Raw genomic sequence first — 25999 nt, 5'->3', positions numbered from 1 at the left:
GACCTACGCCGTTGCGCAAGAAAAAGCGCCGGACCCTCGCGGGTGCCGGCGCTTTTTCTTGCTGGCAAACGATTATGGCTGGTCCGCCACGCCTCTGGGCACGTGGCAGTCCGGTAGGTCGGATTAGCGCAGCGACGCTGCGCGTAATCCGACGCCGCCACGGTCAACAATGGTATCGGATTACGCCTGGTAAGCTGTTTCCGGCTGGCCCGCCACGTCCACGCGCACGGACAGTACGTGGCCCGTCAACGGGTAGTCGGCGATCTCGGCGTTTGACCTGTTGTGGCTGGCGCTGGTGATGTACAGGGTGCGCAGGTCGGGGCCGCCAAACGTCACCATGGTGGGGCAGCGCACGGGCACGGTAATTTCGCCCAGCAAATGGCCATCGGGGGCGAAGCGCAAGATCTTGCCGCCTTCAAACATGGCCGACCAGTAATTGCCTTCGCTGTCGACGGCCGCGCCATCGGGGCGCCCGCCGTAATCAAACGCTTTCTTGTCCGTGGAAAAACGCTGGAACGGTTGCGGCGCGGAAATGGCACCCGTGGCCGCATCGAAATCGAAGCGGTCGATGCGGTGCGTGGTGGTGTCCGAGTGGTACATGGTGCGCTTGTCCGGGCTGAAGCCCAGGCCGTTCGACACTGTCATCCCGCCCGACCAGACCTTGCGTACTTGTCCCTTTTCCAGCACGAACATCTCTGCAGCGTCAGCGTTGCGCGGCTCGAAAATCGTGCCGACCCAGAAGCGGCCGGCCGGGTCGACCTTGCCATCGTTGAAGCGCGTGGTGCTCATGTCGAACGGCGCCGGGGCGATTTCCGCCAGGCTGCCCGTCTTCGTGTCGAGGTGGGCAAAGCCGCTGCGCAAGGCCACGATCAGGCCGCCGCCGGCGTTGATCGCCAGCGCCGACGGTTCCGTCGGCATGCTCCATTGCTCATGCTTGCCGCTGGCCGGGTGCAAGCGGTGCACGGCGCGGCCATCGATGTCGACCCAGTACAGGGCCGCTTCCTTGCCATGCCATAGCGGGCATTCGCCCACTTGCATGGGCTTGTCGCTGACTACTTTGATTTCGTAAATATTCATAAACCTCAAATAAGTTAGTACGCCGCCTTGGCGGCTTTCGCCAAGGCAATCAAGCCATTGGTCGAGCTGTCGTGGTGGTCGGGGCGGGCTTCGCCCGTCAGTTCGGCCTGGATTTTCTTGGCCAGCACCTTGCCCAGTTCCACGCCCCACTGGTCGAAACTGTTGACGTTCCACAAGACGCCCTGCACGAAGGTCTTGTGTTCGTACAGCGCGATCAGGGCGCCCAGGGTGGTCGGGGTCAGCTGGTCCATCAGGATGGTGTTGCTGGGGCGGTTGCCTGGGAAGGTCTTGTGCGGCACCAGCGCCTCGATCTCGTTTTCCGGCAATCCTTGCGCCTGCAAATCAAGACGCACCTCGTCGCCCGTCTTGCCCGTCATGAAGGCTTCCGACTGGGCGAAGCAGTTGGCCAGCAGGGCGTCGTGGTGGCCCGGCAAATCGTGCGTGGCGCGCAGGGCGGCGATGAAGTCGATGGGCGTGATGTCCGTGCCCTGGTGCAGCAGCTGGAAATATGCGTGTTGCGCATTCGTGCCGCAATCGCCCCAGATGACGGGACCGGTGGGTACGTCGACGGGCACGCCATCCTTGGTGACGCGCTTGCCGTTGCTTTCCATGTCCAGCTGTTGCAAATAGGCGGCAAAGCGGCTCAAGTCCTGGTGATACGGCGCGATGGAAACGGAGCCGCAGTCGAGGAACTGGCGGTTCCAGAAGCCGACCATGGCCAGCACGACGGGCATGTTCTGTTCCAGCGGCACCTGGCGGAAATGCTGGTCCATCGCATGCGCGCCGGCGAGGAAATCGCTGAAGTATTCAAAGCCGACGGACAGCGCCACGGCCAGGCCGATCGACGACCAGACGGAGTAACGGCCGCCGACCCAGTCCCAGAACGGGAACATATTGTCTGGCGAAATGCCGAAGTCGACGATGGCTTGCGTGTTGGTCGAAACGGCCACAAAATGCTGGGCCAGATCCTTTTCTTCTCCTTCGAGCAGGAACCAGGCGCGCGCCGTGTTGGCGTTGAGCATGGTTTCTGCCGTCACAAAAGTTTTCGAAGCCACGATGAACAGGGTCGTTTCCGGATCGACCTTGGACAGGGTCGCTTCCATGTCGTGGCCGTCGACGTTGGAAACAAAGTGCATTTCCAGGCCCGGGTTGGCGTACGAGCGCAGGGCCAGGCACGCCATTTTCGGGCCCAGGTCCGAGCCGCCGATGCCGATGTTGACGATGTCGCAAATCGGCTTGCCCGTGTAGCCGAGCCAGCTGCCATTGCGCACCTTGTCCGTAAACGCTTTCACGCGTTGCAGCACATCTTGCACGTCAGCATCGATATCCTGGCCATCGACGACCAGCTTCGTGCCGCGTGGCGCGCGCAAAGCCGTATGCAGAACGGCCCGATGTTCGGTAAGATTGATTTTCTCGCCAGTGAACATGGCTTCGCGCTGCGCTTCCACGCCGCGCTCGCGGGCCAGGTCCATCAGCAGGCCCATGGCGGTGGCGTCGACACGGTTTTTCGAGTAATCGAGCAGCAGGCCGGCCGCATCGACGGTCATGCTGGAAAAGCGGGCGGGGTCGGCCGCGAACAGCTGGCGCAGATGCACTTCGCGCAGGCTGGCGCTATGCGCTTGCAGGGAGTGGAAACTGGCGGTGGCGGTGATGGCGGGAGTAGGTGCTGGCTGGCGCATGGCGGTCGGCTTGGGTGCTTGTCTCGGTTGAAAGGAGCGCGGCGCGTTCGTCGTGGCGAACAGCGGATCCGGCATTGGTATGAGAATAATACATCAGAAAAACGTAATTTCACTACAGTTTGTGATGTGAAGCTGATTTTGTTGTGCTTTTTTTAGCGATGGCGCGAGTGACATATAAGAGCCACGTTGGCAGGTGCGGCTACGCGATATTGGCCGGATTTGCCTTGATATGCCGCAATCCGTCGCTTATTTGTGTTGCTGGCGCATGCAAGAGTGCTTCTTCTTCACCGTTTTGTAGTAAAATTTCACGAAATACTCATTTTTAAGGAAATCCATATGGCGCTGCATCCAGTAGTCGAATCCGTAACAGCGCGCATCATCGCGCGCAGCCGGCCATCGCGCGGCGCCTACCTGGCGCATCTGGATGCGGCCCGCATCCAGGGCGTGCAGCGCGGCGCCCTGTCGTGCACCAACCTGGCGCACGGCTTTGCCGCCTTTCCCGCCAACGACAAGCTGTCGCTGAAGGAATACAAGAAGCCGTCCGTGGCCATCGTGTCCTCGTATAACGACATGCTGTCGGCGCACCAGCCGTTTGAAGGCTTCCCGCAGATCATCAAGCAGGCCGTGCGCGAAGTGGGCGCCGTCGCCCAGTTCGCTGGCGGCGTGCCCGCCATGTGCGATGGCGTGACGCAAGGCCAGCCGGGCATGGAACTGTCGCTGTTTTCGCGCGACACCATCGCCATGTCGACGGCCGTGGCGTTGTCGCACAATATGTTCGACTCGGCCCTGTATCTGGGCGTGTGCGACAAGATCGTGCCGGGCCTGTTGATCGGCGCGCTGCACTTCGGCCACTTGCCAGCCGTCTTCGTGCCGGCCGGTCCGATGACGTCGGGCCTGTCGAACCAGGAAAAAGCCAAGGTGCGCCAGTTGTATGCGCAAGGCAAGGCCACGCGTGAAGACTTGCTCGAAGGCGAGTCGAAAGCCTACCACGGCGCCGGCACCTGTACTTTCTACGGTACCGCCAACAGCAACCAGATGCTGATGGAAGTGATGGGCCTGCACTTGCCGGGCGCCGCCTTCATCACGCCGAACACGCCGCTGCGCGATGCCCTGACCGCCGCCGCCGCCCAGCGCGCCGCCGTCATCACGGCGCAAAGCGCCAGCTACTTGCCGGTCGGTCACATCGTCGACGAGAAATGTATCGTCAACGCCGTCGTGGGCTTGCTGGCCACGGGCGGTTCGACCAACCATACCCTGCACCTGGTGGCGATCGCCAAGGCGGCCGGCATCGTCATCGACTGGAACGATTTCAATGAACTGTCGGCCATCGTGCCGATGCTCACGCGCATCTACCCGAACGGCGACGCCGACGTGAACCATTTTCACGCGGCCGGCGGCACCGGTTATCTGATCCGCGAATTGCTGGACGCGGGCTTGCTGCACGAAGACGTCAACACCATCCTGGGTCACGGCTTGCGCGCGCACTGCATGGAACCGTTCCTCGGTGAAGACGGCAAGGTCTTCTGGAAAGATGCACCGGCCGCCAGCGCCGACGACAGCGTGCTGCGCCCCGCCTCGAACCCGTTCGCGCCGGACGGCGGCATGGTCCTGGTCGCGGGTAACCTGGGCCGCGCCGTGATGAAGGTCTCGGCCGTCAAACCGCAGCACCGCACGGTGGAAGCGCCGGCCCTGGTGTTCAATTCGCAGGAAGAATTCATGGCCGCGTACAAGGCGGGCACCCTGGACCGCGACTTCGTTGCCGTGCTGCGTTTCCAGGGCCCGCGCGCCAATGGCATGCCGGAACTGCATGCGCTGACGCCGGCGCTGGCCAACCTGCAGGATGCGGGCCGCCACGTGGCGCTCGTTACCGATGGCCGCATGTCGGGCGCGTCGGGCAAGGTGCCGGCCGCCATCCACGTATCGCCTGAAATTCTCGCCGGCGGCCCGCTGGGCCTCGTGCGCGACGGCGACATCATCCGTCTCGACGCCTTCACCGGCGTACTGGAAGCGCTGGTGCCGGCCGACGTCTGGCATGCGCGTTCGCTGGTCACGGCTGACCTGTCGCCGAACCACATCGGCATGGGCCGCGAGCTGTTTTCCATGTTCCGTTCCACCGTCAGCGCGGCGGAAGAGGGTGCCACCACCTTCGGCCTGCCGTCGCCGATTCCCACCACCGTCGCCTTGCACGACGCCGACAATGTCGGTGATACCGTACCGGGTTCCGATGAAGACTTTTTGGCTAGGAAATAAGAGATGACCATGACACTACTGGAAATTATGCGCACCTCGAGCGTGATCCCCGTGATTGCGATCGACGATCCTGAACACGCCGTACCGCTGGCGCGCGCGCTGGTGGCGGGCGGCATCCGCGTGCTGGAAGTAACCCTGCGCACCAAGCACGGCCTGGAAGCGATCCGCGCCATGTCGGAAGTACCGGGCGCCATCGTCGGCGTGGGTACCTTGACCCGTCCCGAGGAATTCGCGCAGGCACGCGATGCGGGCGCCGTCTTCGGCGTCTCGCCAGGCTTGACGTCCGCCTTGGTGGCGGCGGCGAAAAGCAGCGGCCTGCCATTGCTGCCAGGCGTGATGACGCCAGGCGAAGTGATGGCGGCGCGTGAAAACGGCTTCCAGCAGCTGAAACTGTTCCCGGCCGTGCCGGCCGGCGGCATCGGCATGCTCAACGCGATCTACGGCCCGCTGCCGGACGTGACGTTCTGCCCGACAGGCGGCATCTCGCAAGAGACGGCGTCGCAGTTCCTGGCGCTGAAAAACGTCGCCTGCGTGGGCGGCTCGTGGCTGACGCCGAAAGACGCGATCGCGGCCGGCAACTGGGACCGCATCACGGAAATCGCGAAAGCGGCCAGCGGTTTACGCTCCGCCTAGTCGTACCTGACATAAGCTACTGCGCGTCGCGCTTTGCGGCCTGCGATGCTCACCGTACTGGAGTACGGTTGCGCTTCTTAGCCATAAATCGCTGCCGCTCGCTACGCTTCTGTCAGGTACTTGCAGTTATAGTACTCGGCAAGCACTCATGCTTGCCGCTTCTTTCTTCTGACGGAGTGCCATGCGCGTCTTGCGCCGCCCCCTCACCATCGGCGAAACCGCCATGGCCCGCAGCGTCTTCCAGGGCGCCATCGACTACGCGCGCATGCGCGTCGTGCGCGGCTCCTTTCTACCGTTCGGCTTACAGGATCAGAACACGGCGATGACGCCGCGCGGCAGCCTGCACTTCATGCCGGCCCAGTACCGCGACGATTTCTCGCGCGAAGGCAACAGCGGCAAGCTGTTCTTCATCCACGAGATGGTGCACGTGTGGCAATACCAGCTTGGTTACAGCGTGCTGCTGCATGGCGTGCTGCTGGCGCTGCGCGGCGGCTATATCCGGCAGCGCGCCTACCGCTACGATGCGCAGGCGGGCGGCGTCCTGTCCGACTTCAACATGGAGCAGCAGGGCGACATCATCGCCCACTACTTCGGCGCGCGCCAGCTGGGCATTCCCGCCTACGTGGCCAAGCTGCCGCAGCTGCAGGAGATACTGCAAGGCTTCCTGATCAATCCCGCCGACCGGCACCTGCTGCCGCGCTGATTGCACCGTTACTGCGCCAGGTTCGACGCCAGGCGCACGTCCGGCGCGCGCAGGCTGGCGGCCGCATCCTTGCCCAGCAATAAACGCAGGTCGGCGCCCGCGCCCACACCGCTGTCGTCCGCCGCCTGCAACTGCGGCATGCCGCCCAAGGCGAGGGCCAGGGCGGCGGCCGCCTGCGCATGACCATGCCGGTAGACGATGCTGCTGGCCTGGACGCCGTACGGCCGCTGGTTGCCCAGCCGCAGCACGCTGATGCCGATGCCGCCCAGCATGCCGCGCATGCGCGCCGCCATCCCCGTTACGCCATTGCCGTTGATGATTTCCAGCCGTGGCAGGGTTGCCACCGGTGCCACCGGCTTTGCCGGGGCTGGCAAGGCGGCGTGCGCCGCCACGGGAGCGTCGCGCCAGCTCAGCGTGAAGATATTCGGCTGCGACTGCGTCAGCTGCAAGCGGCTGGCGGGCGCCGCTGGCGCAGGCGCCAGGTCGGGCGCGATGGCTTCCGCTGCGGTGTCGACCGCATCGACTGTTCCTACGCTGCGCGCCAGCGCCGCGATGGCGAGATCCAGGTTGGCGCGCGCCGGCTGCTGGCTGTTGTCGAGCTGCAGCGACTGGCGCAGCACGCTGGCCGCCTGCGCGTATTCGCCCTGCAGGTACAGCACGTAGCCGAGATTGTTGTAAGTCCTGGCCGTCGGCGTCTCTTGCGCCAGCGCCTGCAGCATGCTGCGCGCCGTTTCCAGCTGGCCCAGTTGCGCGTGCAGCACGGCGGCGCCATTGCGCGCATCGGCCGAACCGGGCGTCAATAGCAGGGCTTCGCTGTACGCCGCCATCGCCGCGCGCGGATCGCCCAGTTCCTGCATGCGCTTGCCCAGCTTGCAGAAAGCGGCCGTGCGGGTGGCGGGGCTGTCATCGATGCGCGCCTGCGGTGGCGCAACATGAGTGCCCTGACTGGCCGGGCCGGGCAGGTGGCCGCAGGCGGGCAGCAGGCCGGCGCAGGCGAGCATGAGCATCAGGGTGGTGTGCTGTGACATGGCGGTTCTCCGGTCAGCTGCCGCTGCCCATGCTGGGCAGGAGCACGCGGTAGATTTGCAGGAAGGCTGGTCCCATCAGGACGACCAGCAGCGAAGGGAAGATGAAAAAGATCAGCGGGAACAGCAGCTTGAGAGCGATCTTCGCCGCTTCTTCCTCGGCCAGCTGGCGGCGTTTGGTGCGCAGCTGGTCCGACTGCACGCGCAGCGAGGACGCGATGCTGGTGCCGAAGCGCTCGGCCTGGATCAGCATGGCCACCAGCGCATCGACATCCTCGACGCCCGTGCGCAGGGCCAGGTTGCGCAGCGCCCGCTCCTTGGTATTGCCGGCGCGCAGTTCCAGCATCACCAGGTGCAATTCCTCGGCCAGCACGGCGCTTTTCAGGGCGATCTCGGCCGCTACTCTGGCCAGCGCCGCATCCATGGCCAGGCCCGCTTCCACGCACACCGTCATCAAGTCGAGCGCATCGGGAAAGCTTTCGAAGATATCGCGCTGGCGCCGCTTGATCATTTGCGCCAGCACGATATTGGGCAGGTAGTAGCCGATGGCGGCCACGATCAGCAGCCAGAACAAGAGAGCTTTGCCCGCCATCTGGCTGCCCGAGGCGCTCAGTCCCAGGAACAGCAGCAGCGGCAGGCCGATGGCCAGCATGGTCTTGGCGGAAAAGAACAGGATGGGCGCCGATGCCTGGCGCAGGCCGGCATTCATGAAGCGCCGGCGCATCACGGAGCCTTCCCAGCCCTGGTCGGGCAGCGACAGCTTGGCCAGCGGGCCGCTCAGGCGCACCATGCGCGCCAGCCAGGGGCTGGGCGCGGAGGCGCCAGGCGCCGCCGCGCTCTTGCCGGTGGCGTTGTCCATGCGCTGGCGCAAGGGATCGGGGGCAAAGCTGCGCATGGCCACCAGCACGGTGCCGAAGACGGCAATGAAGAGCAGGGCGAGAAAGGCGAAATGGACGGGATTCATGAAGATTCTCCTTGCGGACTCAGACACGGATGCGGATGATATTGCGCATGACCAGGATGCCGCACACCATCATCACCAGGGCGCCGACGAGCATCTTGCGTCCGCCCGGATCGACGAACAGCATTTCCAGGAATTGCGGATTGGTCAGCTGGATCATGGCCGCCGCGCCGAAGGGCAGCAGCGACAGGATCCAGGCCGACAGCTTGCCTTCGGCCGACAGCACGCGCACCTGTCCCAGCAGCTTGATGCGCTCGCGGATGATGCGGCTGATGCTGTCGAGCAGTTCGGCCAGGTTGCCGCCCGTTTCGCGCTGGATCAGCACGGCGATGACGAAATAGCGCAAGTCCGTGCTGGGCACGCGCGTGGCCAGGTTCATCAGGGCGTCCTGCATGGCGATGCCGAAATTGACTTCGTCGAAGGTGGCGCGAAATTCCACGGCCAGCGGCGCGTTCATTTCATCGCCGACCATTTTCAGGGCGGTGGGGAAGGCGTGGCCGGCACGCAGGGCGCGCGCCATCAGGTCGAGCGCATCGGGCAATTGCTGCTCGATGCGCTGCAGGCGCTTGGCCTTGGCGCGCAAGACCACCAGCAGCGGCAGCAGGGCCGCGCCGGCCACCAGCGGCAGGAGCAGCAGCCACGGCACGCTGAAGTAGCTGAGCAGCAAAAACGCGGCGCCGGCCGAAGCCAGCATCACGCCGGCGAAGCTGGCCACGCTCCAGGTCAGGCCCGACTGCTCCAGCAGGCGGTCGAGCGCATGCACGCGGGGCACGCTGAGCAGCACGCGCTGCAGGGCCGGGGTGTCGCTCAGCAGGCGTTTCTTGATCATCGAGCTGCCCGTGTCGCCATGCGCGCCGGCCGACATGATGCGCAGGCGGCGCGCGACCCTTTCCGCTTCCGGGCCGCGCGAGGTGTTCCACGCCAGGTACACGCCCTCGATCAGCAGTACCACGGCGATGAAGGTGAGGATGGCGAATACGTAATAGAGATAGTCCATGATGCTCCCCTTAATGGTACTGGCGGGCGGGATCGAACAGGGTTTCCGGCAGGCTGATGCCGAAGGCGCGCAAGCGTTCCAGGAAACGCGGCCGCACGCCGCTGGCATGGAAATGTCCCTGCACCGTGCCGTCCTCGCCGATGCCCGTCTGGCGGAAGGTGAAGATTTCCTGCATGGTGATCATCTCGCCCTCCATGCCCGTGATTTCCTGGATCGACGTGACCTTGCGCTTGCCGTCCGTCAGGCGCGACACCTGCACCACCACGCTGATGGCCGAACTGATCTGCTGGCGCATGGCTTTCACGGGCAGGGCCGCGGAAGCCATGCTGATCATGTTTTCCAGCCGCGTCAGCGCGTCGCGCGGAGTGTTCGCGTGAATGGTGGCCATCGAGCCTTCATGACCCGTGTTCATGGCGCCCAGCATGTCGAGCGCCTCGGCGCCGCGCACCTCGCCCAGGATGATGCGGTCGGGACGCATGCGCAGCGCATTGCGCACCAGCGCCCGCTGCGTCACTTCGCCCTTGCCCTCGATATTCGGCGGGCGCGTTTCCAGGCGCACCACGTGCGGCTGCTGCATCTGCAGTTCGGCCGCGTCCTCGATGGTGACGATGCGCTCGGCCGTGCTGATGAAGCCGGAAATCGCATTGAGCATCGTGGTCTTGCCGCTGCCCGTGCCGCCCGAGATCAGGATGTTGACCTTGGCCTTGCCCAGCGCCTGCAAGGTGGTGCTCATTTCTTCCGTCAGGCTGTGTTTGAGCAGCAGGTCGGCCAGGCGCAGGGGCTGGGCCGAGAAGCGGCGGATCGACATCACGGGGCCGTCGATGGCCAGCGGCGGGATGATGGCGTTCACGCGCGAACCGTCGGGCAGGCGCGCATCGACCATGGGGCTCGATTCATCGATGCGCCGGCCCACGCGCGAGACGATCTTGTCGATGATCTTCATCAAATGCGCGTCGTCGGTGAAGCAGACGTCGCTCAGCTCCAGGCGGCCATGGCGCTCGACATACACCTGGCGGTAGGTGTTGACGAGGATGTCGGACACGCCGGGATCGGCCAGCAGCGGTTCGAGCGGGCCGAAGCCGAGCACCTCGTCCTGGATGTCGCGGATCAGCGAGCGCCGTTCCAGCTCGTTGATCACCACATTGTCTTCCGTGAGCACGTCGCTGACGAGGATTTTCAGCTCTTCGCGGATCTGTTCGCGCGACAGGCGCTGCATGCCTTCCAGGTCGACCCGGTCGAGCAGCGCCTGATGGGTGCGGTGCTTGAGCTGCTGGTAGCTGTGACTGGCTGCGCCCTGGTGCGCGGCGTCGTCATTCAGGCTGGCGTCATCCTGGGCATAGCCCAGACGGTCCCGCAGGGTGAGTTTTTCGGCAGTCATGGTCGGTCTCCGGTAAGTGTAGGGATCAGGCGCGCTGTAGGGAATCAAGCGCGCGCCAGCAGCCGCGAAACCCAGCCTTGCGCGGCGGGCGGGGTTTCGCCGGCCAGGCTGGCGGCCAGTTCCTGCAGGGCGCGCGAGACGGCGTTGTGCGGCGTCAGCTTGAGGATGGGCACGCCCTGGCTGACGGAGGCCGCCACCGCTTCGTAGTGGTTGGGGATGGATTTGTAGACGTGCTTGCCATACGCCGCTTCCAGGTCGGCCACGCGGATGCTGTCGCTGCTGGCATAGCGGTTCAGGATCAGGCGGATTTTGTCTTCGCGGTAGCCGAGGCCGCGGAACACGTCGAGCAGGCGCTTGCCGTCGCGTACATACGGCAAGGTTGCCTGCAGCACGGGGAAGATCAGGTCGGCCCGGTCCAGCGCGCGCACGCTGACGGGGTCGAGGCCGCGCCCCACGTCGAGCAGGATGTAGTCGTACTGGCTGCGCGCCAGGGTCAGCAGGCGGTCGATATGGTCGGCTTCGACGTCGGCCGCGTGGGCCGGATCGTCGGCGGCGGCCAGCACGCTGTAGGCGGGCGTGATCTGGATCATGCTGGCGCTCAGCAGCGAGGCGTCGAGGCGCACGATCTGCTGCGACAGTTGCGACAGGGTGGTGGCCGGCTTGTGGTCGGAGACGAACAGGGCGGCGTCACCGAACTGCAGGTTCAGGTCGAACAGCGCCACCTTGCGCTGCTCGCCGGCGGCCAGCGCGTAGCCGAGGTTGGCGGCGATGAAGGTGGCGCCGCTGCCGCCCTTGCACGAGACGAAGGCCAGCACCTGGCCCTTGCGCGTGACCTGCTTCTGCAGTTTTTCCTCGATGCGGCGCAAGGCGGCGCACAGGGCCGCGTCGTCGTCCGGCTGCAGCACTTCGCGCACGCCGGCGCGCATCGAGCGCAGCAGGAATTGCGGACTTTGCTGCGGACATTGCACGATGATGGCCAGGTTCGGATGGCGCCCGCCCAGCAGCTCGAGCTGTTCCAGCTCCGCCTCGCCCGTCAGCTCCTGCTCCAGCAGCAGCAAGTCCGGCGTGACGCCGTTGTCGAATACATCCGGTATGCTTGCCAGCAGGGTGACGCGGTCGGTCGCGCTGCGTTCGCGCAGCAAGCGGGTAAGCCGCTTGAGCTGGACTTCATTCTTCGAGATGATGACGATATTCACTTGGTACTCCCCGGTAAAGGTGTTCGGCAAGGTGTTCAGTTGATCTGGAATCCAAGGCTTTCGGCGTGCATGACCACCACCGAGGCTGGCACGGCAATATTGAGAAAACCGAACATGCTGACCATCGGCGTATAGCTGACGTTGTCGATCGACACGCGCACGCTGTCGATGCAGCTGGCCGTGCGCGTGATGTCGCCGCAGGCCGACAGGTTGTCGCCCGGATCGAGTGGCGGCAAGGTCACTTCGGCGCCGCTCTTGTTCAGGTAGCGGATGGTGATATTGGCGGCCGTCAGTTCCGGCGCGGCCGGCAGGGCCGTGCCGCCGAACAGGGCCAGGGTCTTGATGGCGTCGGTCTGGTCGATCCAGCGCACCACCGCTTCGCGCGCGGCGCGGCGGCTCACTTCCTGCACCGTGTTGTACAGGTACAGCATGCGGCCGAATTCGAGGATGCCGAACAGCAGGGTGAAAAACAGCAGCGACACCAGGGCGAATTCGACGGCGGCGGCGCCGCGCTGGCGGCCGGTTCGGAGGGCAAGTGGAAGGCGGTGGCGCATGGCGTTCTCCTTACAGCATGTAGCGCATGGTGGTGCGCGGCGAGAGCGGCGTGGCATAGCTGCTGGCCGCACCGATCACGAACGGCAGGTACTGGCCCACCGACAGCGTGTAGTTGACGACTTCGACGCGGATGCCGCCCGGCGCCGTGCCATCGGTGCAGTTGCTGTCGTTGAACGCCGCGTCCAGGCAGGTGACCGTTACGTTGGCCGTGACAAAGTCGCTGATGCCGGCGCTGATGGCCGCGTCGACCACCGTCTGTCTGGCGGCCGGCACGCCCTGCGAAGCAATGCCGGCTTTTGCCTTGACGGACATGTTGCGCGCCGCGTCGCGCGTGGCCTTGGTCAGCGCGTCGTAGTACCAGAAGGCGCGGCCGAAGCCGAAGATGCCGGCCAGCAGGGTGATCAGCAGGGCCAGCACGATGCCGAATTCGACGGCGGCGCCGCCGCGCTGCCTGAGGGGGGAATGGTGGATGCGCATGGCCGCCTCACTTGTAGAGTTTGATTTCGGAATTCGGCACGGGCTCGATCAGGCCCGCGAACTCGACGTCGAGGCGCTTGGTGCCGCCGCTGAAATCGGCCTTCATCGTCATGAAGAATTTGCCGATGCCCACCGCGTTCATGGTGCCGCACGAAGCCGGCCCCACGGGCGCCGTGCGGCAGTCGACCAGCACCACGTTGAGGATGCGCCGGTTGCGCTGGCCCGGATGGGCTGCCGACGGCGCCTGGAACGTGGGGCCGCTGGTCTGGTTGTACGGCGAAGGCGGGGTACTGGCAGGAAAGCCTGCGCCGGGGCTGACGGGATAGCTGGCCGTGTCGAAGTAATTCGCCTTGGCCGTGCTGTACATGGGGTTGGCGTTGCCGTCCGCGACGCTGTATGCCGTGCCGGCCTTGGCCGGGGTGGCGCCATTGCTTTGGTAGGCGGGGCCGTAGGACCACAGCACGCCATAGTCGGCGAATTGGGCGAACGTGGCCGAGGGGGCCGGGACGCTGCCGGCGGACGGCAGCTGGTAATTCGGCTTGTTGCCGGCCAGGCTGACCGGCTGCTGGCTGGGCAGGGTGCTGGCGCCCGGCTGCATCCAGCCCGTGGGCGGCGAGCTGGCGGCAGCGGCGACGCAGGGCGACGCGGCGCCCACGCAAGGATATTCCTTGATGTTGGTGTCGGGCGGCGCCGTTGCGGGGTCGCACACGGACGGTCCGCCGTAGTCGTCGAAGCGCGAATTGAGCGAGGCGGCCAGCGAGGCCGTCAGCCCCGTGTTCGTGTACACCTGGCCCGTGCCGCTGGTGATGACGGCGCTGCTGCCCGTGCACATGAATGGCGCGGTGGAGGCGGCGCTCGAATGCGAGGCACTGCAACTGCCGGGCGGCGCGTCGACGGGGTTGATCAGATAGGGATCGGAAGGGCCGCCCAGCGGATTGAGGCCGAACAGGTTGTAGGTGACGCCGCGGCGGAAACCGAATTCCAGCAGTTCCGTCAGGCCCGTGCCGGCCGGCGCGGCCGGATACGTGTATTGCGCCGTCTTGTTGGCCGGATCGACGGCGCACACGCCGATCGGCGTGACGTCGTTGACGAAGCGGCCCGCCACGGCCACGCCCGAGGTGCTGGTGCTGGCGATGCCGGCGATGCCCATCAGGTAGGTGGCGAAGGTCTTGCTGCCCGTGTCGACGCGGATGAAAGTTTGCCCCTGGGGGCTGGTGCGGGCGCTGGCGCCGGACGACCAGGGGCCGTCCGGGCTGGGGCCGAACTCGATGTTGGCGGCCGTGATGGTCAGCGCGGTGGAAAAATCGTAGCGGTTCTTTTGCGCGATGGCGATGGCCTTGGCCTGCGCATTGTCGATGCCCGTGGCGCTTTGATTGAGTTCCACGGCGCCGGCCAGGGCGGCGCTGTCGGCGCCGTTCTGCAGCTCCGTCTTGGCGATGTACAGGTGGCCCAGGTCCAGCACCAGGCCGCCCATGGCAAACAGCACCACCAGGGTCAGCCCCAGCACGATGGCGATCGCGCCCTGCTGCTTGTCGTGCCTGCGAAATGCGGTGTTCATGGCTGTCTCCTGGGTGGCCTGGGGTGGGGGCATCGCGGGACTGGCGCCTACTGGCGTCCGCCCACGCCGATGGTGAAGACATTCGGTTGCGGTTCCGGCGCCGCAAACGATTTCTGGTAGCGCTGGTAGGCGCTGACGCCGGCCTTGCCGTCGATGCCGCTGACGGGGTTGGCATTGCGGTAGGCGTCCGGATACATGATCTGCTGCGCCTTGAGCAGGGCCACCGATTCGCCGAAGTGCGAATCGAGCACGGGCGTGGTGGTGGCGGCGCAACCGGCCAGCAGGACCAACAGAGACAGCAGGGTGGCGCAAGGCAGGCTATGTGCGGTTTTCATGGTGTTCTCCTATTTGAGGTCGAAGCCGGCGGCAGGCTGTGGCGCGGCCGCTTGCGGCTGCATCGGCGCTGGTGCCGCTGCGGGGGGCGGTGCGCTGCCTTCCATTTTTCCCTGCATGAACATGTCGCCGCGCGTCGGCTGGATGTAGCCGTCGGTGGGCAGCTTGTAGTCGGGCGGCAGTGGCTTGACCAGATGCGGCGTGATGATGAAGACCAGTTCCGAGCGGTCCGTCTGGAAGTCCGTGCTGCGGAACAGGGCGCCCAGCACGGGCACTTCGCCCAGGCCTGGCAGGGCCTTGATATTGCTGGTCACGTTGTTCTTGATCAGGCCGCCGATGGCGAAGCTCTGGCCGTCGAACAGCTGCACCGTGGTGGTGGCGCGCCGCGTCGTAAACGAAGGCAGGATGGCCGTGGCCGAGATGCCGGTGGCGGTGATGCCGATGCCGTCCTTGTTCAGGTCCGACACTTCCGGCGCCACCTTCAGGTTGATGCGTCCCCCTTCGAGCACGGTGGGCGTGAATTTCACGGCCACGCCGAACTCCTTCTCTTCCAGCGTGATGGTGGGCACGCCGTTATTGTTGGTCTGGCTGACGGGGATGAAGATTTTTCCGCCGGCCAGGAAGCTGGCCTCCTGGCCGCTGATGGCCATGATGTTCGGTTCGGCCAGCACCTTGATCAGGCCATCGCGTTTTTGCGCGTCGAGGTTGAAGAAGTTGTTCTTGCTGGCGCCGCTCAAGCCGCTGGGATTGTTGCTGAGCAGGCTGGACAGCAGCGAATACGACCAGCTGCCGATGGTCTTGTTGATGCCCAGGCTGGCGCCCAGCTGGTCGACCAGCACCTTCGACACTTCGGCCACCTTCACTTCCAGCATCACCTGTTGCGGCGCGGCGATCGACAGCAGGTTGATCACGCGCGGCATGTTCGCATCGGGCGCGGCGGCGGGAGCGGCAGCGGCGGCGCCTGCGGCTGGCGCTGCACCGGAGGCGGCGCTGCCGCTGCGGCTGCTGCGCTGCACATAGGCGTTGGCCAGCGACAGGGCCTGGTCGGCCTTGACGACATCGCTGACCATGCCCGACAGGATCAGGGTGTCGCCCGCCACCGTGACATTGATCTTTTCGTTCGGCAGCAGTTCGGCCATGCGTGCCTGCAGGCTGCTACTGTCGATGCCGACGGCCAGGTCGATGATGGTGGCGTCATTGCTCTTGTTCCACAGGATCAGGTTGGTGGTGCCGACGGAGCGGCCCAGCAGGTAGACCTCGTTGGGATTGAGCAGGATGACGTCGGCGATGCGCGGGTCGCCGACGGACATGCGGCTGGCGGCGAACGGCAGGCGCATCAGGGTCGACTTGCCTTCGGCCAGGCTCATTTGCGGCGCCATTTCGGTGCGCCCGGCGCGCGATTCGCTTTGCGGCGGCGTGGCCTTGGGCCGGGTGGCGGCGCGGCTGCTGCGGGTGGCGCCGGTGTCGGCGGCAGCGGCGGCGGCAACGGGTTCGCTGCGTGCCTGGGGCGCCAGGGCGCCGATCATGGCGAGGGCAAGCGCCAGGCTGAGTACCCGGCTTCCGCTTGCTGTGCAATATGTGCTCATGGCGTGACTCCTCTGGTGCAGGTTAGAATTGTTGGGAGCTGCGTTCCAGCCCCTTGATGACATCGACCCGTGGGCCGGCCTGTGGCGCGGGTGCGGCGGCGTGACGGCGGCGTGGCAGCGGCTTGGCTTGCACCATGGCGGCGGGGGCTGCCATGGCGACCTTTTCATCGAGCAGGCTGGACTTGGTGGCGCCTTCCGTGTTGACGGGCTTGTCCTCGATCTGGTTGCGCAGCACCAGCGACAGGGTGCCCACACTGCGTGCCAGGTCGAGTTTTTCCGCCTGGTCCGGCGTCAGCTCCAGGGTCACGGCGTTGACCACCTTGGGCTTGGTGTCGTCGCGGCTCGATTCCTGGGCGATGGCCAGCACGAGGATGCGTTCGAGCACGATCTTGGAAATGTTTGGATCGCGGTCCGGCGTCTTGCGGGCCCCTTCGCCTTGGGTATTGACGAGGATGTCGACAAAGTTGCCGGGCAGGGCGAAGCCGGCCACGCCCACCACATCGTTGACGCGCACGGTCATGGCGCGCTTGCCTTCGGCGACGACGGCTGACAGGCCGCCTTGCGTGCCGGGAGGCGCCAGCTTGCCTTCCATGATCGGTTCGCCGTGCTGGATGCTGGTGCGCGTGACGCGCGTTTCCAGCAGTTTCGGATCGTTGATGGCGCCCGGCGGCAGCGCGTTCGATGGCCAGTCCACCATGCGCACCATGTCGGGCGTGAGGCGCGCCCCCAGGCTGATGTCGACCTGGGCCACGGCCACCTTGTTGATGTTGCCCGAGGCTTGGGCATTGATCCAGCGCGCGGCCACGATGACCGCGGCGAACGCCAGGATGACCGCAATGGCCATCATCGTCAGAGCGCGTGCGTTTCTCATTTTGCTTCCCCTTTGTGCTGGACCGCTGCCGGTCCGTTATGTGTGCTTGCAAGGTCGTCATCGCTGCCGAAATAGTTTTTCCATGCCCAGAACAGCACTTCCGGCGACAGCTGTGCCGCGTGGTCTTCATAGCGCGCCTGGTCGCAGATCTGCGCCAGGATGTCGCGCGGATAGCAGGCCAGCAAGGGCCGTCCGTACTGGCTGTGCAGGTGCAGCAGGTAGGTGTAGGAGGCTTCGTCGAAATTGATGCCCAGCTGGGCGCAGGTGCTGCGGAACACGGCCAGGTAGTGGTAGGCGCTCAGGGGGCCGACGTGGATCTTGTAGCCGATGCGGCGCAGGAAGGAGTCGTCGGCCAGGTGCTGCGGCGCCAGGTTCGACGAGAACACGACGATGACGTCGAAGGGCACGGGGAACTTGTAGCCCGTGTGCAGCGACAGGTAATCGATGTGGCGCGCCATCGGCACGATCCAGCGGTTCATCAGTTCGACGGGCGAGCAGCGCTGGCGGCCCAGGTCGTCGATGATGAAGATGCCGTTGTTGGCCTTCAGGTGCGGCGGCGCCTGGTACAAACGCGTGCCCTGGTCGAATTGCAGGTCCAGCATGTCGAGCGTCAGCTCGCCGCCCGTCAGCACGGCGGGGCGCTCGGCGCGCACCCAGCGGGGATCGGACGGCACCAGGCCGCCGCGCGACACGGTGTGCAGCATGGGGTCGAGGAAGGGCAGCACTTCGCCGTCGACCATCACGGCATGGGGCAGGGCGATGGCGCCGCTGAGCAGGCCGTTCAGGCGCTCGGCCAGGTAGCTCTTGCCGCTGCCGGCGGGACCGTGGAAGAACAGGGCGCGTCCGGAATTCATGGCCGCGCCCAGCTGGTCGAGCACGGCCGAACTGGCCACCACGTCGCGGAATTCGCGCTGCACGTCGTCGCGGGTGACATGCATGTCCGCCACGCTTTGCGCCAGCACCTGGTTGCTGTAGTCGGCCAGGGTGACGGGGGCGGGGCCGCTGTAGGCGTTGCGGCGCATGTACTCGGCGGCGCGCAGGCGGCCCTGGTCGCCCAGCAGGTAAGACAGGTCGGCGTCGGTGCCGCTGCCGCCGTTGCGGCGCGCTTCGCACAGCTTTTCGGCGCGCATGAAGGTGAGCAGCGGTTCGAGCACGCCGGCGCCCAGTTTCACATGCGTCGACAGGGCGGGCAGGCCGATCTGGCCGCGCAGGAAGAGTATCTTGACCAGCAGTTCGACCAGGAACAGAAAGGGCAATCCTGTTTCCTCGACCGTGCGGGGCGCGCGCTTGGCCGCCGGTTCGACGCCGCCGCCGTCGCTGCGTTCTGGATAGGTGTCAGGCATGATGGATGCTCCTCTTGCTCGGGTGGCCGGATGTCAGAAGATGAAGGGCAGCAGGCGGTACTTCACCTGGCGCATGTAGACGCGATAGCGCACGTCGGTGGACAGGAAACGCTCCTCGCGCAGCAGGCGCATCACCATCATCGTCATCGTCGCAACATAGATGACGGTGTTGGCGAACGAGGTGTTGGCCAGCAGGTAGCCGCTCAGGGAAATCAGGTAGCTGGCATACAGCGGATGGCGTATCACGCGATAGACGCCGCCCGTCTTGATGTCGCGCTGCGCCGCCACCAGGCCGAAGCTGCGGTTCAGCGACAGCAGGCCGGCGATCTGCAGCAGGCTGCCGACGGCCAGCAGGTAGCGCGCGCCGGGCCAGATGGCCATGTCGGCAGGCGAGAGGAGGAAGGGCGCGAAGGTGGCGCCGATGGCCAGCAGCCAGTCGCCCGCATCGGTGGAAACGCTGACGGGGGCCGTGCGCACGATGAAGAACAGGGCGGCCAGGGTTTCGGCGGCGCAGAACAGCAGATAGCTCCAGTCGCCGCTGTGCAGATAGCCCACCACGTGCGCGCTGGCGAAGAACGTCCACAGGCAAGCCATGGCGATGCTGGTGAACAGGCTGGCGTGGCGCGAGTGGCAGAGGGTGGCGAGGGTATCCATGGTCAGGTCCTGTCGTGGTTGGTGGTTGGTGCGGCGCGTTTCAGCGCAGGCTCCACAGGTGGGTGTAGTGCAGGAAGACCTGCAGCAGGGTGCCGCTGGCAATGGCGAAGGCGTAGGCCAGCTTGCCGGTGGCAGGCGGCGGTTCGGCGATCGTGGCGGCGCCGCCGGCCAGGCTGTGCAGCAGCGCGCCCAGCATCATGTGGTAGGTGTTTTTCAGCACCTGGCGCAGGCGCTGGCCGGCCAGCGCGGCGGCCAGGGCCAGCACGCCGCCGCACAGGAAGGTCAGCAGGGCCGCTTCGAGCACGGCGTCGGGACCGAGGAAGGCGCCGCACATGGCCATCAGCTTGACGTCGCCGGCGCCCAGGGCGCGCAGCAGATACATGGGCAGCAGCAGGGCCAGTCCGGCGGCGGCGCCGGCCAGCGCCTGCAGCAGTCCCAGACCGCCGAAGGAGGCGTCGAACAGGCCGGCGCCGGATGGCACGAAGCTGTTGATGATCAGCCCCGCCAAGGTGCCCCACAGCACCAGCCGGTTCGGGATGCGGCGTGTGCGCAGGTCATGCCACAGGGCGGCAACGAGCAGGGCGGCCAGCACGGCCAGGCACAGCAGCATGGGCAGGTGGGCGTTCATGACGTCAATCCTTCCTTGCCCATGCAGGGCGCCGTGGCCACGTGCATGGCCGGTGCCGCGGCCTGGTTGCCCAGCAGCCGTCCTACCAGGCGCCATACGAGCGCCGCGCCGGCCGCGCCCACATAGCCGTCGAGCGCGTAGTGCCAGCCCAGGTGGATGGAGCCGAGCAGTATCAGCACGGCGAAGGCGGACAGGGCGATCCCGGCGGCGCGGTTGACGTTCCAGCCCACGATGGCCATCAGCACGGCCGTGGCCACATGCATGCTGGGCATGGCGGAGATGCCCAGTTCGCCGTGCGCGCCCTTGCTTTGATAACCTTGCCACAGCATTTCCTGCACCTGCAGGGCCCAGACGGGAACGTGCCCGTTGGCCTCATGCAGGTAGGCCATCAGCGGCGCATACGGGTCGCTGGCGTGCAGGTGGCCGTAGTAGCAGGGGCCGGCCGAGGCAAACAGCACGGCCAGGATGCTGCCCAGGGCGATCCAGGTCAGCGCAAAGCTGAGCAGGAACTGCATGCGCAGCAGCGGACGGCGCGTGTCGAGGATGAGCCAGTACAGGATGGCGTAGAACAGGAAGAACCAGAAGTGGTAGCTGAAGTTGAGCAAGCCCGTGACGAGCGGGTGGCCCAGCAGCGGCTGCAGCCTTTCCCACGGGGCCTTGCCGCCATGCAGCGCGATGTCCCAGGCGGACAGGGTGGCATCCCAGGTGTAGGGATGCAGGCGCGGGATGGCGCCCTTGATGACGGTGAAGCTGGAGGCGAAGACGGGGATCAGCAGCATGGCCGGCAGCGCGTGCAGCAGGCGCTCGTTGCTCAGGTAGCGGCGCAGATCGTGGTACAGATAATGGCACAGGCGGTGCGGGCGTTTCATCACCATGACGTGGATGGTGTAGCCGCACAGGATGAAGACGGGACCGGTGAGGATGGCCACGAGGAAGCCGGCCAGCACGTTGAGGGTGTCCGATGCGCTGGGCAGGCCGCCGGCCAGCAAGGTCGCCACGGCGGCGTACGCCAGCACGATCAGCAGCAGGGCGCGGTGGGTGCGCAGCGAGGCGAGCAGGGTGTTCATGACAGGGCCAGGACCACTTGGTCCTTGACGTAGACAAACAGCAGCTTGACCTGGTCGCCAAGCAAGGTGATCGTGACCACCAGCACTGCCGCGATCAGGCCCGCCAGCAGCGCGTATTCGATCGCTGTGACGGCGGACTCGTCGGATAAACGGCTGAAGAGAGATTTCACGATGGGCCTCGCTATGCGTTCGTCAAGGTGGGCGTGCCGGGAATGGGGGGAAGCGTAGTCCGGGCTGGCGCTGGGCCGGCCCGGACAGCACCGCGTCAGGCATTGGCGGTGGTCAGCTTGGTGCCGATGGTGCTGAAGGTTTTTTTCAGCTGCGTGCCGACGATGGTGATGGCGGCGATGATCACGACGGCAATCAGGGCAGCGATCAGGCCGTACTCGATTGCGGTGACGCCATCTTCTTCGCGGATAAAGTTCTTGATGAGGTTCATGACAACTCCTGGTGTGGTTAAGGTACGGCGGTGGGTAAAACGGCATGACAGTGTTGCTTTCTGCTGCTACGACCTGGCGTGCTCATGGGCTTTCGCCCAGTGCCAGCAGTCCGATGATGCACACCACCGCCATGAGGGCCGCCACCAGGGCATAGCGGTAGAACGCAGCCTTTTCCTTGCCCTGCAAATAGGTGATCAGGGCGGTCGGAAGAAACTTGTCAAGGCGCATGCTGTGCTCCGTGTCGTGGTGGGCCGTGCGGTGATTTGCACTCCGGTAAATCCACTATAGAAGTTGGCACCTTGATCTACATCAGAAGAACATCCTTTTATTGCAAGGAGGAACTGCTTGTTTTTTTCGTGACAATTGTCATGGTCGAGTCTGGCGCGCAGGCGGGCGCAGGGGCGCAGGCCGTTTCGAAGGCCGGCGCAGGGGAGGCGGGAAGAGTGTGCGCGGCCGTGGCCGCGCGGGGGACGGCGGACTCAGGCGCCGGGCGGCAACTGGCCCAGCTGGTGCTTGGTGGCGTAGGCGTACAGTTCCAGGCGGTTGTACACGCCCAGCTTGCGGTAGATCGACGTCAGGTGATTGCGCAAGGTGTGCTCGGAGATGAACAGCTGGTCCGCCAGCAGCTTGGCCGGCGTGCCGCTGCCGTGTACCAGCGCGGCGATGATCTTTCGTTCCTTGAGGGTCAGGCTGGCGACGGCGATCGCTTGCGCCGAGCCGCCGCCGGGCTGGGTCAGCTGCGTCAGCATGCGTCCCAGCATCGCGTGTTCCAGCCACAGCTCGCCCTGGTACACCTTTTCGATGGCCTTCAGGACCATCTCCGCCGGCGCATCCTTGCTGACGATGCCGCGCGCGCCCTTGAGTACCGTCTGGTCCAGGACGGCCTGGTCGTGGCTGGCCGTCAGCACCAGCACGCGCGTGCCGCCGCACTGCGCCAGCGCGGGCAGGATGGCCAGCGAACTGATGCCGCCCAGGTCCAGGTCCAGCACGATCACATCCGGCTGCAACGCCTTCGCCTGTTCCAGCGCCTCGCTGCTGTCGGACGCCGTGGCGACCACGCGCATGCCCGAGTGCTCGCCGCCGATCAGCCGCTCCAGGCCCCACAGCATGGTCTTGTGGTCATCCACCAGCATGACGCTGATGACATGGCTGGCCGGCGGCATGTGGCGTAAGTCATTCATATCGGGATCTCGATCTGCACGGAGGTGTTGCCCAGCATGCCATGCGTGACGCGGGCCGTGCCGCCGAGGGCGGCGGCACGCTCGGCCAGCGAGTCGGGCAGGAAATCGGGGACGTGCGCGGCGGCGCATTCGTTGTCGATGCTGATGTGCAGGGCGCCCTGCACGCAGGTCAGCTTGACGGCGCCGTGGCGCGCCGACGTATGCTTGCGGATATTGCTCATGCCCTCGTTGACGATCTGGAACACCTCGGCCGCCAGGCGGTCGTTGATGTGCAGGTCGCCTTCGATCTGCAGGGCGATGTCGATGCCATAGAATTCGCGGATCTGCGTGGCCTGGCGGCGCAGCGCGACCAGCAGTTCCGGCTCGCTTTGCACCTGCCCGTTCTTGAACGTGCGCGCGTAGCTGCGCAGGTCGGCGATCACCTGGCCCGACATGATGATCAGCTTTTCCAGTTCCGGCAGCAGCGGGTTGCCCGGCGTGGCTTCGTTGCGCAGGGCGGCCAGGCCGTGGCGCAAGCCGATATACGGCTGCACGGCCGTGTCATGCAGGTCGCGCGCGATCTTTTCGCGCTCGCGCGAGGCCGCCTGCGACGCCAGGCGGTCGAGCAGGTTGATGTTTTCAATGACGGGAAACGCCTGCGCGCCGATATGGCTGAGGAACAGGGCATCCGTCTTGCTCATGCTGGTGGCGGAGACGATAAAGATGCGCCCTTTGCCATTGCGCAAGGGCAGCGGCGCGCTGATGAAGGCGTGCGCTTCGAGCAGCTCGGCCAGGCGGGCGCCCGCCGCGTCGTCATGCCGCAGCCAGTGTCCGCTGTCGGGCTCGAGCATGCGCGCGCCGCCTATCCACGGCAGCCAGGGGCCGACGGGCTGGTTGTACAGGGCGATTTTATCGTGCGGGAAAGCGAGCAGGGGACTGGCCGCGTCGTCGCTGAGGAGCGAGCTGGTATGCACGACGCCCGTTGCCGTTTGCAGCACGCTGCGCAGCGACCAGACGCGCGTGCCCTTGTCCTGCATGATCAGCAGGCAACTGCGGCCGTTGAAATAACTGCGGGTTTTTTCCAGCACCGAGGTAATGGTCTGGTCGACGCCGAAGCGCGGATTGGACAGCTGGCTGACATCGCGCAGCAGCGCCAGGTGGCTGCGCTGCGTGATGGCCGAACCGCCCCAGTAGGCGATCATGTAGCCGAGCGCCAGCAGGAAGGTGGTGCGCAACAGCAGGCGCGACAGTTCCGCATCCGTTTCGCCGAACAGGGCCGTGGCGGCGAACAGGCCGGCCGAGGCCAGGGTGACGCGCGCGCCTTCCTCGAAGCCGCGCTGGAACGACGAAGTCAGGATGGCAAAGAAAAAAAACAGGAAGAATAAATTATTGTGGCTGCTAGTGGAAAACACGATCAGCGCATACCAGGCCACGTCCAGCCAGTACAGCAAGATGTCCTGGGGCAGGCTGAGGCCCATCACGGCCAGCACGTAGAGCAGCAGGCTGTGCATGGTGTAGGCGGAAAAGATCAGCCAGGTGATCTTGGTGAGCTTGCCGGCGCTTTCGGGATCGACGAACAGGGTCAGCAAGGTGGCGCTCGACAGCAGCAGGCGCATGCCGTTGACCATGGTCGTATCCATGCCGGCACCCGGCAAGCCGGATCTGAGGGGAGGATCGAGATTCACAAGCGCTCCTGGCCATGTCCCGCATGGGGCGGCCATGCGCAGGGATAGATACCACAGATAAATTCTTGTTATTGTTGCTGCAATCAATGACGAGTCTACGCACCCGCCGTAAAGATGTCTACAGGAATCCTTTGTCCGGCGTTGCTTTTTTTACAGCGGCTGCGCCATCACGCGGTTGCGCCCGGCGCGCTTGGCCAGGTACAGGGCGCGGTCGGCGGCGCCGATCAGGGCGGAGATGGTCGGCTGCTGCTGCGGATGCGGGGTGGCGATGCCGATGCTGACCGTGATGTGCTTGACGTCGTTGCCCGTCTTGGCGTGCGGAATGCGCAGCCCGGCCGCATGCTCGCGGATCGCCTCGGCCATGCGCAGCGCCTGCGCCGCGTCCGTGTCGGGCAGGATGGCGGCAAATTCCTCGCCGCCATAGCGCGCCAGCAAGTCGGTGGGGCGCTGCAGCATGGCGGCCAGTTCGGCCGCCACTCTTATCAGGCAATCATCGCCTTGCTGGTGGCCGTAATGGTCGTTGTAATCCTTGAAATGGTCGATGTCGATCATCAGCAGCGACAGGGGGCTGCCCGTGCGCATGGCGCGCCGCATTTCCTTCTCGATCGCCACGTCGAAGTGGCGGCGGTTGGCGATGCCCGTCAAGCCGTCGGCAAAGGTTTGCGAACGCAACACCATGGTCTGTTCGCGCAGCAGCTTTTCGCGGCCCACGGCGATGGTGACATCATTGATCTGGATCAGGCAGTGGCGCGGCGAAGCGGGCAAATTGATCGGCGTGACGGCGATCGCCTGCTGCATGCGCTCCCGGCCTTCGGCCGCGCCATGCGTGTACAGGGGAAACGGCGCCTTGTGCAGGGTTTGCGACAGCAGCGACTGGAAATTGTCGCGCAGGGCCTGGGTGATGGCCGAAGCTATGCGCTTGTGGCGCAGTTCCGGATAGACGGCGAAGAAATCCTGGCCCAGCACGGCATCGGTCCGGCATGCCGAGTGGCGCGCCATCCAGTGGTTCCACAGCACGATGCGGTGCTGCTCGTCGAGCACGATGGCGCCCAGGTTGACGGCACCGAGTATGCTCTCGAGCAGGGCGAGTCGGTGCAATGCATCCGGCATGATCGTCACGCCTGTCCCAGGACCTTGGCCAGATAGCGGCTGACCTGCTGCTTCAGGTCGTGCAAGGCGGACAGGTCGAGCACGAATGCCACATAACCGTGGATCTGGTGCTTGGACAGCACGAAGTCGATATGCAGCATCAGCACGACGGCGTCGTCATCATCGCCGCCGAACGAGGAGAGGATTTCCGCGCTGGTGCCCACGTGGTACAGGGGCAGCGAGCCATGCAGTTCGCTGTCGAACAGGTTGGCCAGGGTCCCGACACAGGAATTGAGGATGATGTTGCCGATTTCGCTCATCGCCTCCTGTTCCATCTCCGTCAGTTCCTGCAGCGGCATGGCGTCGCCCACCATCAGGCGCACGATTTCCAGGCTCTTGTCTTCGGGGAACATCAAGATGGCTTCGGTGGCGAAGGCGCCATCGTAATGCTGGCTGACGCCGCAGATGCGTTCGCCATCTTTCTTGCTGCCGAGCAGGGCAGCCGCGTCGGCACGGTTCAGGAAGGTGATCGACGGCACCGACATGGTGACTTCTTCATTGACGATCTCGCTCATCGCAGCGGCCGCATGGCCCACCCCGATGTTGAATATCTCCACGAGGGCATCGTTTTCGAGTTCGGAGAGATTGACCATG

At 65.4% G+C, this 25999-nt stretch carries 27 protein-coding genes; 3 read left to right on the top strand and 24 right to left on the bottom strand.

The window, feature by feature from the left end; all coding sequences use genetic code 11:
- Nucleotides 1–180: 180 nt before the first annotated feature.
- Both VM94_RS25000 and pgi read right to left on the bottom strand, forming a co-directional pair.
- Entirely contained in the window at nt 181–1077 is an 897-nt protein-coding gene (locus VM94_RS25000; protein ID WP_046685897.1) for an SMP-30/gluconolactonase/LRE family protein, read from the bottom strand.
- Nucleotides 1078–1091: 14 nt separating this feature from the next.
- A complete protein-coding gene (gene pgi / locus VM94_RS24995; RefSeq protein WP_046685896.1) occupies nt 1092–2756 on the bottom strand; it encodes a glucose-6-phosphate isomerase in 1665 nt (554 codons plus the stop codon).
- 336 nt (nt 2757–3092) lie between these two features.
- Here pgi and edd point away from each other — a divergent pair, with 336 nt between their 5' ends.
- The 3 genes from edd (at nt 3093) to VM94_RS24980 (ending at nt 6342) form a co-directional block, all read left to right on the top strand.
- Nucleotides 3093–5006, top strand: coding sequence for a phosphogluconate dehydratase (edd, locus tag VM94_RS24990; RefSeq protein WP_046685895.1), 1914 nt, complete (start codon nt 3093–3095; stop codon nt 5004–5006).
- A gap of 3 nt (nt 5007–5009) precedes the next feature.
- Nucleotides 5010–5639, top strand: coding sequence for a bifunctional 4-hydroxy-2-oxoglutarate aldolase/2-dehydro-3-deoxy-phosphogluconate aldolase (locus VM94_RS24985; protein ID WP_046685894.1), 630 nt, complete (start codon nt 5010–5012; stop codon nt 5637–5639).
- Between the two features lie 181 nt (nt 5640–5820).
- Nucleotides 5821–6342 (top strand): hypothetical protein, encoded by a 522-nt coding sequence (locus VM94_RS24980; protein WP_046685893.1) that lies wholly within the window; start codon nt 5821–5823, stop codon nt 6340–6342.
- 8 nt (nt 6343–6350) lie between these two features.
- Here VM94_RS24980 and VM94_RS24975 read toward each other — a convergent pair whose 3' ends face one another.
- The 22 genes from VM94_RS24975 to VM94_RS24885 form a co-directional block, all read right to left on the bottom strand.
- Nucleotides 6351–7370, bottom strand: coding sequence for a LytR C-terminal domain-containing protein (locus VM94_RS24975; RefSeq protein WP_046685892.1), 1020 nt, complete (start codon nt 7368–7370; stop codon nt 6351–6353).
- Nucleotides 7371–7383: 13 nt separating this feature from the next.
- Nucleotides 7384–8331 (bottom strand): type II secretion system F family protein, encoded by a 948-nt coding sequence (locus tag VM94_RS24970; protein WP_046685891.1) that lies wholly within the window; start codon nt 8329–8331, stop codon nt 7384–7386.
- Between the two features lie 19 nt (nt 8332–8350).
- The gene (locus VM94_RS24965) at nt 8351–9325 is read right to left on the bottom strand and encodes a type II secretion system F family protein (protein WP_046685890.1); all 975 of its coding nucleotides are present in this window, start codon (nt 9323–9325) and stop codon (nt 8351–8353) included.
- Nucleotides 9326–9335: 10 nt separating this feature from the next.
- Complete coding sequence (locus VM94_RS24960; protein ID WP_046685889.1) at nt 9336–10703, bottom strand: CpaF family protein; 1368 nt, start codon at nt 10701–10703, stop codon at nt 9336–9338.
- Nucleotides 10704–10747: 44 nt separating this feature from the next.
- Nucleotides 10748–11899 carry an AAA family ATPase gene (locus tag VM94_RS24955; protein ID WP_046686257.1) on the bottom strand — a complete coding sequence of 384 codons (1152 nt, stop codon included), beginning with the start codon at nt 11897–11899 and terminating at the stop codon, nt 10748–10750.
- 35 nt (nt 11900–11934) lie between these two features.
- On the bottom strand, nt 11935–12453 hold the full coding sequence (locus tag VM94_RS24950; protein WP_046685888.1) for a TadE/TadG family type IV pilus assembly protein: 519 nt from the start codon (nt 12451–12453) through the stop codon (nt 11935–11937).
- A gap of 10 nt (nt 12454–12463) precedes the next feature.
- Nucleotides 12464–12931 carry a TadE/TadG family type IV pilus assembly protein gene (locus tag VM94_RS24945; RefSeq protein ID WP_046685887.1) on the bottom strand — a complete coding sequence of 156 codons (468 nt, stop codon included), beginning with the start codon at nt 12929–12931 and terminating at the stop codon, nt 12464–12466.
- Nucleotides 12932–12938: 7 nt separating this feature from the next.
- Entirely contained in the window at nt 12939–14489 is a 1551-nt protein-coding gene (locus VM94_RS24940; RefSeq protein WP_046685886.1) for a Tad domain-containing protein, read from the bottom strand.
- Nucleotides 14490–14536: 47 nt separating this feature from the next.
- Nucleotides 14537–14824 carry a hypothetical protein gene (locus VM94_RS24935; protein WP_046685885.1) on the bottom strand — a complete coding sequence of 96 codons (288 nt, stop codon included), beginning with the start codon at nt 14822–14824 and terminating at the stop codon, nt 14537–14539.
- Nucleotides 14825–14833: 9 nt separating this feature from the next.
- A complete protein-coding gene (locus VM94_RS24930) occupies nt 14834–16408 on the bottom strand; it encodes a type II and III secretion system protein family protein (RefSeq protein WP_046685884.1) in 1575 nt (524 codons plus the stop codon).
- A 22-nt stretch (nt 16409–16430) separates the two neighbouring features.
- Nucleotides 16431–17279, bottom strand: a complete 849-nt coding sequence (gene cpaB, locus VM94_RS24925; protein WP_046685883.1) for a Flp pilus assembly protein CpaB — start codon at nt 17277–17279, stop codon at nt 16431–16433.
- Entirely contained in the window at nt 17276–18622 is a 1347-nt protein-coding gene (locus tag VM94_RS24920) for an ATP-binding protein (protein WP_200899271.1), read from the bottom strand. The genes cpaB and VM94_RS24920 overlap by 4 nt, the downstream gene beginning before the upstream one ends.
- A gap of 33 nt (nt 18623–18655) precedes the next feature.
- Nucleotides 18656–19276 carry a methyltransferase family protein gene (locus tag VM94_RS24915; protein WP_046685882.1) on the bottom strand — a complete coding sequence of 207 codons (621 nt, stop codon included), beginning with the start codon at nt 19274–19276 and terminating at the stop codon, nt 18656–18658.
- A gap of 40 nt (nt 19277–19316) precedes the next feature.
- Nucleotides 19317–19904 (bottom strand): A24 family peptidase, encoded by a 588-nt coding sequence (locus VM94_RS24910; protein ID WP_052755938.1) that lies wholly within the window; start codon nt 19902–19904, stop codon nt 19317–19319.
- Nucleotides 19901–20971, bottom strand: a complete 1071-nt coding sequence (locus tag VM94_RS24905) for a phosphatase PAP2 family protein (protein ID WP_046685881.1) — start codon at nt 20969–20971, stop codon at nt 19901–19903. The genes VM94_RS24910 and VM94_RS24905 overlap by 4 nt, the downstream gene beginning before the upstream one ends.
- On the bottom strand, nt 20968–21141 hold the full coding sequence (locus VM94_RS27995) for a Flp family type IVb pilin (protein ID WP_082127904.1): 174 nt from the start codon (nt 21139–21141) through the stop codon (nt 20968–20970). Before VM94_RS27995 ends, VM94_RS24905 begins: the two co-directional genes overlap by 4 nt.
- A gap of 95 nt (nt 21142–21236) precedes the next feature.
- Entirely contained in the window at nt 21237–21410 is a 174-nt protein-coding gene (locus VM94_RS27990; protein WP_070222439.1) for a Flp family type IVb pilin, read from the bottom strand.
- Nucleotides 21411–21492: 82 nt separating this feature from the next.
- A complete protein-coding gene (locus VM94_RS28645) occupies nt 21493–21639 on the bottom strand; it encodes a hypothetical protein (RefSeq protein ID WP_157814672.1) in 147 nt (48 codons plus the stop codon).
- 251 nt (nt 21640–21890) lie between these two features.
- A complete protein-coding gene (locus VM94_RS24900; protein WP_235433016.1) occupies nt 21891–22592 on the bottom strand; it encodes a response regulator in 702 nt (233 codons plus the stop codon).
- Nucleotides 22589–24256, bottom strand: coding sequence for a sensor histidine kinase (locus VM94_RS24895; RefSeq protein WP_160309319.1), 1668 nt, complete (start codon nt 24254–24256; stop codon nt 22589–22591). The genes VM94_RS24900 and VM94_RS24895 overlap by 4 nt, the downstream gene beginning before the upstream one ends.
- Nucleotides 24257–24406: 150 nt before the next feature.
- Entirely contained in the window at nt 24407–25366 is a 960-nt protein-coding gene (locus tag VM94_RS24890; RefSeq protein WP_046685879.1) for a sensor domain-containing diguanylate cyclase, read from the bottom strand.
- Between the two features lie 5 nt (nt 25367–25371).
- On the bottom strand, nt 25372–25998 hold the full coding sequence (locus tag VM94_RS24885) for a chemotaxis protein CheC (RefSeq protein ID WP_034750807.1): 627 nt from the start codon (nt 25996–25998) through the stop codon (nt 25372–25374).
- Nucleotide 25999 lies beyond the last annotated feature (1 nt).

The sequence above is a fragment of the Janthinobacterium sp. KBS0711 genome (genome assembly GCF_000988085.1).
In the GTDB taxonomy this organism is placed as follows: domain Bacteria; phylum Pseudomonadota; class Gammaproteobacteria; order Burkholderiales; family Burkholderiaceae_D; genus Janthinobacterium; species Janthinobacterium lividum_E.
Note: the sequence above shows the minus strand (reverse complement) of the source record. Positions and strands in the feature narration are given on the sequence as shown.